This window comes from Mesorhizobium sp. M0991 (genome assembly GCF_040318915.1).
Lineage (GTDB): Bacteria > Pseudomonadota > Alphaproteobacteria > Rhizobiales > Rhizobiaceae > Mesorhizobium.
This window is the reverse complement of record NZ_JAMYNE010000001.1, coordinates 175,759-191,785: the sequence shown is the minus strand read 5'-3', so window position 1 is coordinate 191,785 and position 16,027 is coordinate 175,759. Positions and strand designations below refer to the sequence as shown.

Below are 16,027 nucleotides of genomic sequence, written 5' to 3'. Positions count from 1 at the left end.
CGCAGTCCTTATTGCCGCGCCTTCTTATGCTGCTTTGCGGCCGCGCGCGGCAAGCCACGCCTCGGTCAGTCTCTCGAAGCGAGATGCCATGTCGGCAACCGCCTCATCGTCCGACATCTTGCCGGCCAGCCATTGTTCGGCCGCGTTGATGAAGATGGTGCGGCCGACGGCAAAGCCCTTGACGATGGGCGCCTTGGCGGTGGCGGCAAAGGCCGCTTCCAGCTCGTCCTGCGGCGCTTCCAAACCGAGCAGCACAATCCCGCGGCACCAGGGATCGTTCTTCAGGATCACCGCCTCGATCTTTGCCCATGCGCCGGCCGATGCCTGTGGTTCGAGCTTCCACCAGTCGGGCTTGATGCCGAGTGCGTAGAGTTCCTCGAGCGCGCGCGGGATGGTCATGTCGTCGAGCTTGCCGTGCTTGCCGGCGATGATCTCCACCAGAAGTTCTCTGCCCACTTTCCGCGCGGCCTCGAACAAAGCGCGCAGTTTCTGCTGCTGTTCGGTCTTCAGCGCCGCGGGATCGTCGGGATGATAGAAGCACAGGCACTTGATGCAGTGGTCGACCGGCCATTCGGTCAGTTGCGAACCTATGTCCTGCGAGAACTCGAAGCGAAGCGGCCGCGAACCCGGCAGCTCGACCGGCCGGCCGAGCCAGGCGAAGGAATGGTGGGCGAATTCGAACATCGCCTCGCGTCCGTATTTTTCGTCGAGAAGCATGCCGTAGCCGCCGCGGCCGGCCGCGACCTTGGCCGCAGCCTTGACCGTCAGCACCTTGAAAGCTGGTATTCGCGACGGATCGGCGCCGGCTTTTGCCGCGACGTCCTCCAACTGGACGCGGTGGTCGCAGGCGAACGCCATCAGCGAGGGGATGTCGTGCCGGCGCGTGGTCGCCCAATGGATGTGGTTGATCGCCTCGTCCTTGCGCAGCGCCAGATGCTTGCTGCCGTTTTTCAGGAAGAACTGCAATTCCTCGAAAGTCGGGTATTCCGGTGCGCAGAGCAGCCGCGACACGGCAAAGGCGCCGCAGGCATTGGCCCAGGTCGCCGCCGTCGCCAGGCTTTCCTCGCCGAGCCAGCCGCGCAGGAAGCCCGACATGAAGGCGTCGCCGGCGCCGAGCACATTGTAGACCTCGATCGGAAACCCCTTGCCGACGACACCGTCCTCGAGGTCGTCACTGATCGGCCCGTCATAGACGATGCAACCCATGGCGCCGCGCTTCAGCACGATGGTTGCCGCCGACAGCGAGCGGATGGTTTTCAGCGCACTCAGGCAATCGTCTGCGCCCGAGGCGATCATGATCTCCTCTTCGGTGCCGACGATGAGGTCACAGTCGGGCAGCACCGTCTTCAACTGCGCCGAGACGCGGTCGGATTTCACATAGCGCTCAAAGCCTTCGGCGTGGCCGGCGAGGCCCCACAGGTTGGGGCGGTAGTCGATGTCGAACACCACCTTGCCGCCCTTGGCCTTCATGGCACGGATCGCTTTGCGCTGGGCGGCGTCGCTGTTGGGTCGCGAAAAATGCGTGCCGGTGACGACGACCGCGCGTGCCGAAGCGATGAAGGCCTCATCGATGTCGTCTTCCGAAAGCGCCATGTCGGCGCAATCGCTGCGATAGAAGATCATCGGCGAGACGCCTTCATCCTCGACCGACAGCAGCACCAGGGCAGTCAGCCGCTCCGGATCGGTCTTGAGGCCTTGGACCGAAACGCCCTCGCGGGTCAGCTGCTCGCGGATGAAGCGGCCCATCTGCTCATTGCCGACGCGGGTGAGCAGCGCCGAGCGCAGGCCGAGCCTGGCAGTGCCGACTGCGATGTTGGCTGGACAGCCGCCGACCGACTTGGCAAAGGAAGTAATGTCCTCGAGGCGCGAGCCGATCTGCTGACCATAGAGATCGACGGAAGCGCGGCCGATCGTGATGATGTCGAGCGGCGCATGTCTCGCTTCCACGGCTTCGCCCATTCGAACCTCCCATCGGCTTTGTTGTCTTGGGTAACACGCGCGAGCGGCAACGTGGCGCCGGCAATATGAAATAATAATTCCAATCCATAGTCAATATGGAACGAGCATTCCCAAGGCTGAAAAGTGCTGTGCAAAGCTCGCGCGTTCAGAAACTTTGAAGTCAGACGAACGTCAAGGGTCTGCCACTGAAACCAGCTGATTTACCAAGGAAGCGGGCCATCATCGTTGAAGTACCCGGCGGTCGGGCCATCGGCGTCCAAGGTCGCCAGGTGAATGACGATCTCGGCCGCCTGCTGCACCGTGCGGTGACCTTTATACCCGTTGAGATCGGTGGCGGTGTAGCCGGGCGCCGCGGCGTTGACCTTGATGCCTTGGGGCGCGAGCTCCCTGGCGAAGGCCACGGTGATGGCGTTCAAGGCTGTCTTGGAGCTGCCGTAACCCATCATATTGACGGCGTGGTTCGCGGTGGCGGGATCCAGCGCCCGGCCGATGGACCCGGTGGAGCTGCTCACCATCACGATCCGGGCAGCAGGTGCTGCCAGCAGCAGCGGCAGGAATGCCTGGGTCACGCGGATGGGGCCGAAGACATTGACGTCGTAAGTGGCCTGGATGTCGGCGATCCGCTGCTGGCTCGGCGGCAGGTCGTAATTGATGGCGACGCCGGCGTTGTTCACCAGCACGTCGAGGCAGGGGCTGGCCTGCCCGAGTGCCTTGGCTGCCGCCGCAACACTGTTATCCTGCGTGACGTCGAGTTCAAGCCACTCTGCGTCGAGGCCTTCCGCGCGCAATGCCTGCGCCGCCGCCATGCCGCGTTCGGCGCTCCTGGCGCCGAGCCAGACCTTGAAGCCCATGGTCGCCAGTCGCCGGGCGATTTCGCGGCCTATACCCTTGTTGGCGCCGGTCACCAGCGCGGTCTTCGAAGTCGTCATTTCGGTGTCTCCATTATTCTTGTGGAAGACCCACAAATGGCGCGAGGCAGCGGGCGCCGCGCGCCGGAAATTCTCAGGCTCTTGCCTAATCCTCTCACGCTGTTGCGCGGCCGGTGCGAATGCGCGATGCTGGCGCAATGAGCGAGGCGCTGCAGGAGTTGATCGAGATCGCCGGCCGCCATGCGCGCGGGCGACGAACAAGCACGGCGGTTCCCCGCGTTTCGATCGGCCGCAGCGAAGTTGCCACGCCGCCATTGCCAGGGGTGTGGGGGTTGGGGATCTTATTCGTATTGCAGGGCGCGAAGACGGTTCTGATCGGCGACCGGGCTCTTCGTTACAAGCCGGCCAGCTATTTCATCTACACTGTCGAGACGCCCACTATCAGCCAGATAATCGAAGCGAGCGCGGCGCGTCCTTATCTGGCCATTGGCTTGACCCTTGACCTGCAAGCCGTCGCCGCCCTCCTCGTCGAGCACGCGCCAGCCCTCGGCGGCGACAGTTTCTCCATCTCTCCCGTTGATGACGACCTGCTCGACGCGCTCCGTCGAATGATGCGGCTGCTTGACCGGCCAGCGGAGATTCCCGTGCTCGCGACCATGCTCAAGCGGGAGATGCTGTTTCGGCTCCTGCAAGGTCCGCAAGGCGGAAAGCTTCGTGAACTTGCGCGCGCCGATGGCCATCTGTCCCGAATTGGCCAGGCGATCGCCTGGATCCGTTCGCATCCCCATCAGCCGGTCCGGGTCGGGGATCTGGCTGAAATCGCCCATATGAGCAGTGCTGCGTTTTATCGTCACTTCAAGGCGGCGACGGCCATGAGCCCAGTCCAGTATCAAAAGCAAATCCGCTTGCTGGAAGCCCGCCATCTGCTGATTGCCCAGCCGGGCAACGTGGCGCGTGTCGCCTTCGCTGTCGGCTATGAGAGTGCTTCCCAGTTCAGCCGGGAATATGCCCGCCAGTTCGGGTCGCCGCCTGCCCGCGACGCAGCGCGGCTTTTGGCAGAAGGCGAAACGGCAATAGAGGTGATCTAGGCCTTGCGCTTCCTGCCGCTATCGCGCCGCTTCTCGCCGACTGCGACGGTCAGCGCCATAGCCAAAGCCATCGTCGCCGACAGCGAGCGGAAGCCGGCGAAATCGGCTTCGGCGACCTCGAACCAGACCCTGGCGAACTGGGCGAGCGGCGAAAAGGAGCTGTCGGTAATCGCCACGATCGGCACGCCTTGCTCCGAAATGACGCGCGCCTCCTCGATGGTGGCCGGGGCATAGGGCGAAAAGCTGATGGCGATGACGGCATCCCTTGGAGAGGCAAAGCCGATCATCTCCGCGTTCAGGCCGGCGGCCGATTCGATCAGCTGGTTGCGGATCTTGAGCTTGCCCAATGCATAGGCAATGTAGGAGGCGACCGGGTAGGAGCGCCGCTTGGCCAGCACATAAATGGTTTCCGCCTTGGCCAGCACGGCGATCGCGTCTTCGAAATGGTCTTCATTCAGCGTGCGCGAAATGTCGTTGAGCGAGGTGCTGGCTGCGGCGACAAAACCGTCGAAAATCGCGCGGTGGCCGGCGCCTTCGTCGGCCTTGGCGCGCAATGCCGCCAGCCTTTCATCGTAGGATGAGTTGCGCTCGCGCAGGCGCTCGCGAAACACCAGCTGCAGGCTGGTGAAACCGTCAAAGCCAAGCTGCTGGGCAAAGCGGATCAGGGTCGAAGGCTGGACACCGGCGGAAGCGGCGATGCTGGCAGCGGTGCCGAAGGCGATATCGTCGGGGTTATCGAGCGCATAGGCGGCGATCTGGGCGATACGTTTCGGCAGGCTCTGACGCCGCTCCAGGATCGTCGCCCGCAGCGTTTCGAAATCGCGAGGCACCCGTTCGTCCATCGTCGCTCCGCCCAGGCTCATCGTCGGTTCCCTCTGTGCCCCATCATAGCGGGCCTGTGCAAGAACACCATAAAAAATGAGGCAAGCGTTCCATTTGCAAACAAAATGGACTAATTCATCCACATAAGTTTGCACACAGGGAGGCAAGGCAGATGGTCAGGGTAGGTCTTATCGGCACGGGCTTCATGGGCAAGTGCCACGCCATTGCCTGGAACGCGGTCGGCACCGTCTTTCCCGATGTCGACAAGCCAAGGCTGGTCCATCTGGGCGAGGTCAACGAGGACCTTGCCAAACGCCGCGCCAGCGAATTCGGCTTCGCCAAGGCATCCGGCGACTGGCGTGCGGTGGTCGATGATCCCGATGTCGATGTCATCTCGCTGACCACGCCAAACCAGTTCCACCCGGAAATGGCCATCGCCATCCTCGAAGCCGGCAAGCATCTGTGGTGCGAGAAGCCGATGGCGCCAAGTTTTGCGGAGGCGCAAGCGATGGCTGCGGCGGCCCAAAAATCCGGCAAGGTGGCCGCGCTTGGCTATAACTACATCCAAAATCCCGCGATCCGCCACATCGGTGCGCTGCTCGACGAGAAGATCATCGGCGAGGTCAACCATCTGCGTATCGAGATGGACGAGGACTTCATGGCCGATCCGGAGGCGCTGTTCTTCTGGAAGCACGAGGCGGCGTCCGGTTACGGCGCGCTCGACGATTTCGCCGTACATCCGCTGTCGCTCATTGCCGTACTGTTCGGCCGTGTCGCCCGCGTCATGTGCGACATGGCCAGACCCTATGCCGACCGCCGCGTCGCCTCGGGCGGGCGCCGCGCCGTCGAGACCTATGACATCGCCAGCATCCTGATGCATCTCGAAAACGGCATTGCCGGCACGTTGCTGGTCAACCGTTCGGCCTGGGGCCGCAAGGGCCGGATCGCCATCCAGATTTTTGGTTCGAAGGGCTCGATCCTGTACGACCAGGAGCGGATGAACGAGTTCCAACTCTATCTGACAGCCGACCGGCCGACCGAGCAAGGCTATCGCACCATCCTGGTGGCGCCGCACCATACGCCTTACGACGCCTTCCTGCCGGCACCCGGCCACGGCCTTGGCTTCAATGATCTCAAGATCATCGAATGCTGGGAACTGTTGACGCGGCTTGCCGGCAAGCCGGCGCGGATCATCGACTTCGACGAAGGCCTGGAGATCGAGCGCACCGTGCACGCGATGGCGCGCTCGTTCGCGGAACAGCGCTGGATCGCAGTGCGGTAATTGCTGGGCGCCGGTTGCCCTTCTCCCACAACAAGGGGAGAAGGGGCATTGGCTGCCTCAGGCGGCTCCCGGACGGCCGGCGATCATGGCGCGGCGCACCGACCGGCGCCGCTCGACGGCGTCGGCAAGGCCGTGAAGCACCGTCTCGGTGGCTGCCCAGTCGATGCAGCCATCGGTGATGCTCTGGCCATAGACGAGCGGCTTGCCGGGCATGACGTCCTGCCGGCCGGCGACAAGGTTGCTCTCGATCATGACGCCGATGATGCGCTCGTCGCCTGCCGCGACCTGGCCAGCCACGTCGGCCGCCACCCCTGGCTGGTTTTCCGGCTTCTTGCTGCTGTTGGCGTGGCTGACATCGATCATCAGCCGCGGCGCCACGCCAATCCGGCCGAGTTCCGCGCAGGCAGCAGCAATGCTGGCCGCGTCATAATTCGGCACAATACCGCCGCGCAGGATGACGTGGCAGTCCTCGTTGCCGGTGGTCGTCGCGATGGCGCTGCGCCCGCCCTTCGTCACCGCCATGAAATGATGCGGCTGGGCGGCGGATTTCACGGCCTCGGCCGCGATCCGCAAATTGCCGTCGGTGCCGTTCTTGAAGCCGACCGGGCAGGACAGGCCCGATGCCAGTTCGCGATGGATCTGGCTCTCGGTCGTGCGCGCGCCGATCGCGCCCCAGGCGACGAGGTCGGCGATATATTGCGGAGTGGCCATGTCGAGGAATTCGGTCGCCGCCGGCAGACCGAGATTGTTGACGGCGGCGAGCACGTTGCGGGCCATCCGCAGCCCCTTGTCGATGTTGAAGCTGCCGTCGAGGTCGGGATCGTTGATCAGGCCCTTCCAGCCGACCGTCGTGCGCGGTTTCTCGAAATAGACGCGCATCACGATCTCCAGCCGATCCGACAGGCTTTCACGCAGCGATGCCAAGCGGCTGGCATAGTCTACGGCAGCGGCCGGATCGTGGATCGAACAAGGGCCGACGACGACCACCAGCCGATCGTCGATGCCGGTCAGCACGGTGTGGATGGCGTTGCGTGACGCGGCAACGGTGCGCGTCGCGGTCAGCGTGCGCGGTATCTCCCGCATCACCTCGTCCGGCGTGCTCAATTCCCTTATTTCTTTGACCCGAAGATCGTCTGTGGTCGTCAACACGGCATTCTGCTCCTGATTGGGAGACCTGCCGGCTGAAACAAAAAAGCCGCCAGGTCTGGCGGCTGTTCGGATGTTGTTGCTGCAATCTTCAGATCGAGCGCAATCCTCCCGCCGCCAGCGAGCTCATAAAGTACCAATATTTGGCGGTCAGGTTGATCATGAGGGCTGATATAGTCGATGCGGAGGCGCTTGTCACGTGCCAGGTGGCTCGGCTTGAAATGTGACATGTCGTCCATCGTCACCTAAGCCAAACCGCTTTATGCTTGACACGAAGCCGCTCCACCGAATGCGGCGCGAAAGCGAAATCAAAGGTTATGCCAGAGCCCCAAGGATACCATCTTCTCATAATCGTGGCGTTCGTATTGGCGATGGCCGGAATCGTCTATGGCTTGAGGTCTCCAAATTTGACTCTTGGCTGGCGCTTTGTGCTGTTCATTGCTGTTTTTGTTTTGAGTGCCCCTGGCCTCTTCCTTCTTTTCGCTTCGCTCGTCGCGCGTGCCGGGTAGACTGACACCCTTTATGGGCTCAGCCGTAGGGGAGCAGCATTCTGCGCCGCTGCAATGCTTTGAAGTCACATATGGATCTCGGGGTCTGCGCCGCGCCGCTTCGCTCCTTGCTTCGCCCCGCGATGAAGAAGCGATGGGCGTTTCCGCTAGTCGCCAAGGCATTCGGGATTTAAGCGCAAGCGCCTCCGATCTGTCACGAGCCGAGAAGGTCGTGTCTCAGTTTGCAATGTGTTCCAAACCTTGAGGATACCAGATGCCGCGACGAAACCAGTTGGCCGCACCCAAATTGGGCACGACATGGTTCTGGTCGAGATCGTTCATGTCCTTGATGATCTCGATACTGATAATTTCTTGGCGGATCCCGTAGGCAAGGGCGAAGAGTTGTAGGGCATCGGCTTCCGACCGGGCGGTAACGCTAACGCCAAGGCTACCGCTTATCCTGATCCAGTATGGATGCATCTCGGGTCACTTTCGAGGCCCAACATGCTGCGCCGAGCGGTTCATGCAGTCCAGGGATCGACGAGTTCAATTCCAAAGCCTTCGAAATCCTTCGTGTTACGCGTTGCCAAGGTGAGCTCCTGCGGCTACTCGGTTGATCCTATTCCGGCGACGACCCTGCGATGTTCTGATCGTAGTCGACCAGCGACCCGGTCATGACGCCGGACTGCGGGCTGATCATGTAGCTGATCAGTCGGGCAAGCTGCGCCGGCTTCACCAATTGGCCCATCGGCTGCGCGGCTTCGGCCTTCTCCAGCCAGTCGTCCGGCGCGTCATGCCATTTCTTCTGCACGATCGCCTCGCCCTCAGTATCCATCCAGCCGGGCAGCACCGCATTGCAGCGGATGCGATTGCCGCGATAGGCATTGGCGACATTCTTGGTCAGTGTCGCCAGCGCTCCCTTGCTCGACGAATAGGGTGCCAGGAACGACTGGCCGCAATGCGCCGACATCGACAGCACGTTGACGATCGAGCCCGGTGCCTGGCGCGCCAGCAAATGCGCCACCACTCCCTGCATCAAGAAAAACGGGCCGCGCACATTGGTCTGGAATATCTGGTCGAACAGATCCTCGGAGGTCTCGACCAGCGAGCCGCGGGCCGAGGTGGCGGCGGCGTTGACCAGCGCGTTGACGGTACCGAAATGGCCAATCGCCGTTTCGACCGCACGCTTGCAGTCGGCCACCTCTGAGACGTCGGCGCTGATAAAGATTGCATCGACGCCTGCCCGCTTGAGGGCGGCGACAGCCTTGTCGCCTTTCTCCTGCGAGCGGCCGATCAGCGCCAGTGCCCGGCAGCCCTCATCGGCCAGCGCTTCGGCGACGGCAAAGCCGATGCCTTGTGCGCCGCCGGTGACGATGGCGCGTGTTTCGGAATTGCGACCGGCTGAACCGTTCATCGCCTTGCTCCTGTGTTTGATAGTCAGATTGTTTTGTCGAGGCGGACGGTCTTGCCTTCCTTGGCCGATTTCAGCGCCGCATCTGCCAGCCTGAGCGCCACCAGCCCATCCTTGCCGCTCGGCGCCGCCTTCTTGCCTGACGTCGCTGCCGCGATGAAGGCGGCGATCTCGTTGGCATAGGCGTCGAGATAACGGGTCATGAAGAAATCGTGCAGCGGCGGCCGCGTATAGCCCTTTTCATTGGCCAGTTCGATCGACACCGGCCGCTGGTTCTCGGCCGCAATCATGCCTTTCGAGCCATGCACCTCGATGCGCTGATCGTAGCCATAGGTGGCGCGGCGCGAGTTGGAGATGACGCATTGCTTGCCGGAGGCAGTTTCGAGGATGACGCTGACGCTGTCGAAGTCGCCGGCCTCGCCGATCTTTTTGTCGACCAGCACCGAAGCGTGCGCGCTGACCGCCACCGGCTCCTCGCCGAGCAGGAAGCGCGCCATGTCGAAATCATGAATGGTCATGTCGCGGAAAATGCCGCCCGAGCGGCCGATATAGTCGAGCGGCGGCGGGCCGGGATCGCGCGAGGTGATGGTCACCATCTCGACCGTGCCGATGGCGCCGTCGTCGATCGCCTTGCGCACGGCGGCAAAGTGCGGATCGAAGCGGCGGTTGAAGCCTACCATCAGGGTGGCGCCAGCCTTGTCGACGACGGCCAGGCATTGTTCCACCCTGGCGGCGTCGAGGTCGATCGGCTTTTCGCAGAAGATCGCTTTACCCGCTTTGGCGAAGCGTTCGATCAGATCGGCATGAGTGTCGGTGGGCGTGCAGATGATGACCGCATCGATATCGCCGGCCTTCTCGATGGCATCGATGCTGCGCACTTCGGCGCCATAGGCAGAGGCCAGATCGGTCGCCGCCTTCTCGAACGCGTCGGCAACCGCAACCAGCCTGGCCTGCGGATTGGAACCAACGGCGCGAGCATGGACCTTGCCGATACGGCCGGCACCGAGAAGAGCAAAGCGAAGAGGCATGAAGAATTTCCTTTGAGGATGGTTTGGAAGGGAAGGCGTCAGCGCCTGTGGCTCAGCGTTGGCCCTTAGGCCGCAAGTTCCGCCTGCCCGGTCTTGGCGCCGGTGATGTAGGAGACGATATCGTTGCCGTCGGTGTCCTGCTTGCGCAAATTGGCGACGATGCGGCCGCGCCGGAAAACGACGATACGGTCGACCAGATCGAACACCTGGCGCATATTGTGAGAGATCAGGATTAGCGGTTCGCCATTCTCCTTCAGCGTGCGTATGATGTTTTCGACCTGCATCGTCTCCTGCACGCCGAGTGCCGCCGTCGGCTCGTCCATGATGATGAGCTTGGAAGCAAAGGTCGCGGTTCTGGCGATTGCCACGCACTGGCGCTGGCCACCCGACATGTGGCGGATGGTGTTGGAAAGATTGGGAATCTTGACCGCGGTGCGGACCAAGGCTGCCTCGGTCGCCTTGCGCATGAATTTGCGATCGAGGATCGAGAAGGGTCCTAGATTGAACAGCACCCGCTCGCGGCCGAGGAACAGGTTCGACGGCACGTCGAGGTCGTCGGCGAGCGCCAGGTTCTGAAACACCGTCTCGATGCCCGCCTCGCGGGCTTCGATGGGGCCGGCGAAATTCACTTCCTTGCCGTCGAACCACATCTTGCCGTTGGTGCGCTGCTCGACACCGGCAATCTGGCGCACGAAGGTCGATTTGCCGGCGCCGTTGTCGCCCATGATGGCGACGTGCTCGCCCTTGCGCAGCTCGAAATTGGCACCCTCCAGCGCATGGACGCCGCCATAATGCTTGGTCAGGTTTTCGGTTTTCAGCACGACGTCCGACATGATCAAGCCCTCATTGCCCGCAGGCGTTGGCGCCACTGGTCGAGTACGACTGCGCCGACGATGATAACGCCCTTGACCATCTCCTGATAATAGGCGTCGAGGCGCAGAAAGGTGAAGCCGGAGATGATGACGCCGAAGATCAGCGAGCCGATCACCGTCCCGATAATCGAGCCGCGACCGCCCGACAGCGACACGCCGCCGATAACCGCCATGGCGATCGCGTCGAGCTCGTACATCACACCCATGCCGGCCTGGGCGGTGAGATTTTTCGAGCTCAGCACCACGGCGGCGAGCGCGGCGAGGACGCCGGCAATGACGTAGACGAGGATCTTGTGGTTGGCGATGTTGATGCCGGACATGCGCGCGGCGTCCTCATTGGAGCCGATTGCATAGCAGTGCTTGCCATATTTGGTGTAGCTCAGGATCAGCTGGAACAGCACCGCGAGTGATATGAAAATGATGACCGGCATCAGCCCCTTGCCGATGGAGGCGAAACTCTCGGTCGGAAACGAGATCGGCTGTCCCTTCGACCACCATTTGGCGATGCCGCGCGCGGTGACCATCATGCCGAGCGTGGCGATGAACGGCGGAATGCGCGTGTAGGCGATCAATGCACCGTTGACCAGGCCGGCCAGCAGACCGCAGCCGATCGCGACCAGCACCGGCACGATCACCGGCAGGTCGGTCCAGCCCTGGGCGATGAACATTGCCTTGGGGTTCGGGTTGCCGTTGACCGTCGCCACCTGGGCGAAGCTCATGGCGATCATCGCCGTGGCGCCGACGATCGAACCCGAGGACAGGTCGATGCCGCCGGTAATGATTACCTGCGTCACGCCGATGGCAATGATGCCGACGATCGACACCTGCAGGATGATGATCTGCAGGCGCGCCTCGTTGAAGATCGCATCGATATTGTCGCGGGTATTGAACAGGAAGCTGTCGCCCAGGAAAACCCGGCCGATCAGTTCGAAAGCGCCGACGAGGATGACGAGCGCCAGGAAGACGTTGAATTCGGCTGGCCATGCGCGCCGCTTCGCATCATAGCTGAGCCCGCCGACGCCGTGAGATGTCTGTGCCAATCGTGCTTCCTCCGTCAGCCACGGTCTCCACTCGGCGCTGTTCAGGCCGAGAGGGAAAAAGCGGAGCGGCGCTGTCTTACTTTGGCGCGCCGCTCCGTATCGGACAGGTCCGCCTCAGTTCTTCTTCAGGAACTTGTCGATATTCGCAGGCGTGACCAGCTGGAACGGGATGTAGACCTTGTGCTCGACCTTCTCGCCCTTCGCCAGCTTGAGCGCTGCGTCAAGCGCGCCGGCGCCCTGGCCGGCTGCGTCCTGGAACACCGTCGCATCGAGGTCGCCCGCCTGCATCGCCGCAAGCGCATCCTGGGTAGCGTCGACGCCGCCGACGACAACCGACTTCATGTCGATGTTGGCGGCCTTCATCGCCTGGATGGCGCCGATGGCGCTTTCGTCATTGTTGGCGATGACGCCGTCGAACGGCTTGCCTGTCGACAGCCAGTTGGTCATCAGGTTCTGCGCTTCTTCGCGCTTCCAGTTCGACGTCTGCTTGTCGATGATCTTGATGAAGCTGCACTCCGGCGTGGCGATCACGTCGTCAATGTCCTTGGTGCGCTGCACCGCTGCCTGGTTCGACAGCTCGCCCATGATCACATAGACATTGGCTTCAGTCTTGCCGGCCTCCTTGAACAGGCGGCAGACCTCCTTGGTCTCGAGCGTCCCGGAATCGGCTTCGTTCGAGGCAACGAAGGCCTGGTTTTCGGGCAGCGTGTCGACGTTGACCGGCTCGCGATTGACATAGACCAGCGGAATCTTGGCAGCGGCGGCTGCGTCCGACATCGCCTGGGTGGCCGAGGTGTCGACCGGGTTGACGATGATGGCGTCGACGCCCGAGGCGGCGAAGTTCTTGATCTGGTCGAGTTGCTTGGCGACGTCGTTCTGCGCATCCTCCACCTGCAGCTCGACGCCGTCCATGCCCTTGGCCTGCTCGATCATGCCGTTGCGCAGCACGGTGAGAAAATTGTCGTCGAACAACGCCATCGACACGCCGATCTTGGCTGCAAAGGCGGACGAACTCATCAGCGCCGCGAACGCGACGCCCAAAAGCAGTTTTTTCATTTTATTTCTCCTCCACATTGGTGTCCGGCTGCACCGATTTACCCGGAATCCCCGATCTCGCAGGGAATTCTCTCCCGATTGCCATTTTCAGTTCCGGAAGGCATTTGCCTGAAACAGATCTTCCGGAACGAAAGAACCAAAATGCTCAGTTGGTGAAATATTTATTCCATTTCGCGTGGGCGTCAAGCGAGATTTCGCCAAGAGCAATGGATTTTCGGCATTTCGAGCGCTTTTAGACGAACGCTCAGGCAAGCCAGGCCTGAAAGCGTTCTGATAGATTACATCATGTGTGCCGCCAATGACCGCGACGTCAGATGTTTTCCGGCAGATAAATGTCGAAGGGCAGAAAGGTCTGACCCGGCGCATTCGCAGCGCCGGTCTCGATGGCGTGCGCCATCAGCCCGACAAGCTCGCGGCAAAGCGCCGCCAGTGGCGTCGAGATCACCATCGTCAGGAAATTATCTGCCAGCGCCGCGCGGGAGTCGGGCGTGATCTCGTTGCAGACGACCGCCGGCATCTCAGCCGGCTTTGCCTCCCTCAGCGCCGAGATCGCGCCTTCCATGCCGCCACCGGCGACATAGCAACCGGCGAGATCGGGGTGGCGGGCCAGAAGCTCGATCATTGCATCATGCGTGATCTGGTTCGCTTCCAGATTGACCAACGTCTCGAGGAGAGTGAATTCCGGCGCCTGCTCGCGAAAAAAGGAGCGAAAACCGATCTCGCGAAGCTCATGGCCGTGGAAGCGATGGCTGCCGACGAAGAGGGCGACCTTGCCAGGTCTCTTCGCGGCCTTCGAGATCATCCAGGCAGCGGTGCGGCCAACCTTGCGATTGTCGAGGCCGACATAGCCCTCGCGAATACCGGACGCAAAGTCGGAAAGCAGGGAGAACACCGGTACACCATTGGCTTTGAGAGCCTCGACGGCGACCGTCAGCGTCGGGTGATCAGGCCCGACCAGGGCGACGGCCCTGGATTTGGCGGCCAGCTTGCGCATCCGCTCGACGATCTCGTCCGGCGCCAGCGAAGCGGCGAAGTCGATGGTGGCCACGCCGCGAAAGCGCGGCGACTGCGATACCGCCAGTTCAAGCTCGCGGGCAAATTCACTGTAGAAGACGTCCTCCCGCCTCAACAGCAGGAACCCGAGCCGGTATTCGGGCAATTCATGGCGCATCCGCCGCTTGATCAATCCGGCTGCGTGATAGCCGATGCTGGTCGCCGCTTCATAGACGCGGCGTGCGGTTTCCTCGCGCACTGGCAAGCGGTTGTTCAGCACCCGGTCGACGGTGGCAACGCTGACCCCCGAAATGCGTGCCAGGTCGGTGATCGTCGGCCGTTTCGCCATCGCTGCCTCGCTCTACTGTCCGGCTCCTTTTACACCATTCTGATGGAAAATGATAGAAACTATCTTTGTGATATTGAGCCTATCAGGGCTCGGCGTTATTTTGAACGCTGACCGAATATGATCGAGGCCTCCGCCATGGTGGATATTGGACTCCGAACCGGGAATACGAGCTCCGCAGCAGCGTCCCGACGCGACTACAGCCTGATCGGCCGCGACGCGAAGCTCGCCGTCGAGAGCGGGCTGGCGGCGGCCGAGTGGTATCACACCGACGTGCCGCGCAAGCAGATGAAGGAGCTGATGCAGCGCTCCGACGGCCCGGCAATCCGCGATACCATCATCTGGCTCGGCGCCTTAGTCCTGAGCGGCGCCGGCGCCGTCTGGTTCTGGGGCAGTTGGTGGTGTGTGCCGTTCTTCTTCGTCTACGGCGTCCTCTACGGTTCCTCCACCGATTCACGCTGGCACGAATGCGGCCACGGCACCGCTTTCAGGACGCAGTGGATGAACGACGTGGTCTATCAGGTCGCCTGCTTCATGATCATGCGCAACCCGGTGACCTGGCGCTGGAGCCACACGCGCCATCACACTGATACCATCATCGTCGGCCGCGATCCGGAGATCTCGGTCATGCGGCCGCCCGATCTGCTGCGCGTCGTTCTCAACTTCGTCGGTATTCTCGATGCCTGGCATGCGATGAGCGACATGCTGCGCAATGCAGCCGGCATCATCAGCCCGGCCGAAGGAACATTCATTCCCGACCAGGAGCAGCCGAAGGCAATCCGCATTGCCCGCATCTGGACGACAATCTATGCCGCGACCATTGCGCTGGCGCTCTACACGGGCTCGTTCCTGCCGCTGATGCTGGTCGGTCTGCCCAGGCTTTACGGTGCCTGGCATCATGTCATGGTCGGCCTGCTGCAGCATGGCGGCCTGGCCGAAAACGTCACCGATCACCGGCTCAACAGCCGCACCGTCTACATGAACCCGATAAGCCGCTTCATCTACTGGAACATGAACTACCACGTCGAACATCACATGTTTCCCATGGTGCCCTATCATGCGCTGCCCAGGCTGCATGAACTGATCAAGCACGATCTGCCGGCGCCGACGCCGTCCATCCTGGCCGGCTACCGCGAGATGATACCGGCTTTCCTGCGCCAGCTGCGCAATGAGGATTATTTCATCAAGCGCGAACTGCCGCCGACGGCGAGGCCCTATCGCGAGGACTTCCACAGGGATAACGCTGCCGCTGCTGTGGCTGCCGAATGACAAGCCCATGCCGAGGGCGCCAAGAATTGGGGGAGGCGTAAATGAGCGACTGGGTCGAGGCCTGTGACGCCGGGGACATCGACGAAGAGGACGTGATGCGCTTCGACCATGGCGGCCGCACCTTCGCCGTCTACCGCAGCCCCGACGACGAGTATTTCGCCACCGACGGGCTTTGCACGCATGAGAAGGTGCATCTGGCGGACGGGCTGGTGATGGACGATATCATCGAATGCCCGAAGCATAATGGCCGCTTCAATTACAAGACTGGGGCTGCCAGGGGCGCGCCGGTCTGCGTCGATCTAAGAACCTATCCGGTCAAAGTCGACGCCGGCAAAGTCCTTGTCCGGATCGGTTGATG

Annotated in this window: 15 protein-coding genes and 1 pseudogene; 4 read left to right on the top strand and 12 right to left on the bottom strand. The window is 62.1% G+C overall.

The window, feature by feature from the left end; translation table 11 throughout:
• Positions 1-24: 24 nt before the first annotated feature.
• Together NKH70_RS00925 and NKH70_RS00920 are read right to left on the bottom strand one after the other, a co-directional pair.
• Positions 25-1,959 (bottom strand): bifunctional 5-dehydro-2-deoxygluconokinase/5-dehydro-2-deoxyphosphogluconate aldolase, encoded by a 1,935-nt coding sequence (locus NKH70_RS00925; protein ID WP_352977094.1) that lies wholly within the window; start codon positions 1,957-1,959, stop codon positions 25-27.
• A 200-nt stretch (positions 1,960-2,159) separates the two neighbouring features.
• Positions 2,160-2,888 (bottom strand): SDR family NAD(P)-dependent oxidoreductase, encoded by a 729-nt coding sequence (locus tag NKH70_RS00920; RefSeq protein ID WP_352911748.1) that lies wholly within the window; start codon positions 2,886-2,888, stop codon positions 2,160-2,162.
• A gap of 137 nt (positions 2,889-3,025) precedes the next feature.
• Here NKH70_RS00920 and NKH70_RS00915 point away from each other — a divergent pair, with 137 nt between their 5' ends.
• Entirely contained in the window at positions 3,026-3,916 is an 891-nt protein-coding gene (locus NKH70_RS00915; RefSeq protein WP_352911746.1) for an AraC family transcriptional regulator, read from the top strand.
• Here the strand turns inward: NKH70_RS00915 and NKH70_RS00910 are convergent.
• The gene (locus NKH70_RS00910) at positions 3,913-4,758 is read right to left on the bottom strand and encodes a MurR/RpiR family transcriptional regulator (RefSeq protein WP_352912205.1); all 846 of its coding nucleotides are present in this window, start codon (positions 4,756-4,758) and stop codon (positions 3,913-3,915) included. The genes NKH70_RS00915 and NKH70_RS00910 overlap by 4 nt on opposite strands.
• A 152-nt stretch (positions 4,759-4,910) precedes the next feature.
• Between NKH70_RS00910 and NKH70_RS00905 the strand changes: the two genes are divergently transcribed.
• Complete coding sequence (locus NKH70_RS00905) at positions 4,911-6,020, top strand: Gfo/Idh/MocA family protein (RefSeq protein ID WP_352911743.1); 1,110 nt, start codon at positions 4,911-4,913, stop codon at positions 6,018-6,020.
• A gap of 57 nt (positions 6,021-6,077) precedes the next feature.
• Here NKH70_RS00905 and NKH70_RS00900 read toward each other — a convergent pair whose 3' ends face one another.
• From NKH70_RS00900 to NKH70_RS00860, 9 genes and pseudogenes are all read right to left on the bottom strand, one after another.
• A complete protein-coding gene (locus tag NKH70_RS00900; protein WP_352911740.1) occupies positions 6,078-7,169 on the bottom strand; it encodes a 3-deoxy-7-phosphoheptulonate synthase in 1,092 nt (363 codons plus the stop codon).
• Between the two features lie 722 nt (positions 7,170-7,891).
• Positions 7,892-8,134: a hypothetical protein gene (locus NKH70_RS00895; protein WP_352717171.1), complete on the bottom strand. Its 243-nt coding sequence runs from the start codon at positions 8,132-8,134 to the stop codon at positions 7,892-7,894.
• A gap of 41 nt (positions 8,135-8,175) precedes the next feature.
• A pseudogene (locus NKH70_RS00890) lies at positions 8,176-8,253 on the bottom strand (VapC toxin family PIN domain ribonuclease); the annotation flags it as partial.
• A gap of 20 nt (positions 8,254-8,273) precedes the next feature.
• The gene (locus NKH70_RS00885) at positions 8,274-9,068 is read right to left on the bottom strand and encodes an SDR family oxidoreductase (protein WP_352911737.1); all 795 of its coding nucleotides are present in this window, start codon (positions 9,066-9,068) and stop codon (positions 8,274-8,276) included.
• Between the two features lie 23 nt (positions 9,069-9,091).
• Entirely contained in the window at positions 9,092-10,093 is a 1,002-nt protein-coding gene (iolG, locus tag NKH70_RS00880) for an inositol 2-dehydrogenase (protein WP_352911735.1), read from the bottom strand.
• Positions 10,094-10,158: 65 nt separating this feature from the next.
• Positions 10,159-10,926, bottom strand: coding sequence for an ATP-binding cassette domain-containing protein (locus NKH70_RS00875; protein ID WP_353024767.1), 768 nt, complete (start codon positions 10,924-10,926; stop codon positions 10,159-10,161).
• 2 nt (positions 10,927-10,928) lie between these two features.
• On the bottom strand, positions 10,929-12,005 hold the full coding sequence (locus NKH70_RS00870) for an ABC transporter permease (RefSeq protein ID WP_352911732.1): 1,077 nt from the start codon (positions 12,003-12,005) through the stop codon (positions 10,929-10,931).
• A gap of 114 nt (positions 12,006-12,119) precedes the next feature.
• On the bottom strand, positions 12,120-13,061 hold the full coding sequence (locus NKH70_RS00865; protein ID WP_352451673.1) for a sugar ABC transporter substrate-binding protein: 942 nt from the start codon (positions 13,059-13,061) through the stop codon (positions 12,120-12,122).
• 310 nt (positions 13,062-13,371) lie between these two features.
• Positions 13,372-14,403, bottom strand: a complete 1,032-nt coding sequence (locus NKH70_RS00860) for a LacI family DNA-binding transcriptional regulator (RefSeq protein WP_353024766.1) — start codon at positions 14,401-14,403, stop codon at positions 13,372-13,374.
• 135 nt (positions 14,404-14,538) lie between these two features.
• Here NKH70_RS00860 and NKH70_RS00855 point away from each other — a divergent pair, with 135 nt between their 5' ends.
• Together NKH70_RS00855 and NKH70_RS00850 are read left to right on the top strand one after the other, a co-directional pair.
• Positions 14,539-15,669, top strand: a complete 1,131-nt coding sequence (locus tag NKH70_RS00855; RefSeq protein ID WP_352717365.1) for a fatty acid desaturase family protein — start codon at positions 14,539-14,541, stop codon at positions 15,667-15,669.
• Between the two features lie 41 nt (positions 15,670-15,710).
• Positions 15,711-16,025, top strand: coding sequence for a MocE family 2Fe-2S type ferredoxin (locus NKH70_RS00850; RefSeq protein WP_352464700.1), 315 nt, complete (start codon positions 15,711-15,713; stop codon positions 16,023-16,025).
• The last annotated feature ends 2 nt before the right edge of the window (positions 16,026-16,027 follow it).

What these genes read in the sequence shown, in the direction of transcription:
- NKH70_RS00925 (WP_352977094.1), bottom strand. Translation starts at nt 1,959, where the DNA reads ATGGGCGAAGCCGTGGAAGCGAGACATGCGCCGCTCGACATCATCACG.
- NKH70_RS00920 (WP_352911748.1), bottom strand. Translation starts at nt 2,888, where the DNA reads ATGACGACTTCGAAGACCGCGCTGGTGACCGGCGCCAACAAGGGTATA.
- NKH70_RS00915 (WP_352911746.1), top strand. Translation starts at nt 3,026, where the DNA reads ATGAGCGAGGCGCTGCAGGAGTTGATCGAGATCGCCGGCCGCCATGCG.
- NKH70_RS00910 (WP_352912205.1), bottom strand. Translation starts at nt 4,758, where the DNA reads ATGGACGAACGGGTGCCTCGCGATTTCGAAACGCTGCGGGCGACGATC.
- NKH70_RS00905 (WP_352911743.1), top strand. Translation starts at nt 4,911, where the DNA reads ATGGTCAGGGTAGGTCTTATCGGCACGGGCTTCATGGGCAAGTGCCAC.
- NKH70_RS00895 (WP_352717171.1), bottom strand. Translation starts at nt 8,134, where the DNA reads ATGCATCCATACTGGATCAGGATAAGCGGTAGCCTTGGCGTTAGCGTT.
- NKH70_RS00885 (WP_352911737.1), bottom strand. Translation starts at nt 9,068, where the DNA reads ATGAACGGTTCAGCCGGTCGCAATTCCGAAACACGCGCCATCGTCACC.
- iolG (WP_352911735.1), bottom strand. Translation starts at nt 10,093, where the DNA reads ATGCCTCTTCGCTTTGCTCTTCTCGGTGCCGGCCGTATCGGCAAGGTC.
- NKH70_RS00875 (WP_353024767.1), bottom strand. Translation starts at nt 10,926, where the DNA reads ATGTCGGACGTCGTGCTGAAAACCGAAAACCTGACCAAGCATTATGGC.
- NKH70_RS00865 (WP_352451673.1), bottom strand. Translation starts at nt 13,061, where the DNA reads ATGAAAAAACTGCTTTTGGGCGTCGCGTTCGCGGCGCTGATGAGTTCG.
- NKH70_RS00860 (WP_353024766.1), bottom strand. Translation starts at nt 14,403, where the DNA reads ATGGCGAAACGGCCGACGATCACCGACCTGGCACGCATTTCGGGGGTC.
- NKH70_RS00855 (WP_352717365.1), top strand. Translation starts at nt 14,539, where the DNA reads ATGGTGGATATTGGACTCCGAACCGGGAATACGAGCTCCGCAGCAGCG.
- NKH70_RS00850 (WP_352464700.1), top strand. Translation starts at nt 15,711, where the DNA reads ATGAGCGACTGGGTCGAGGCCTGTGACGCCGGGGACATCGACGAAGAG.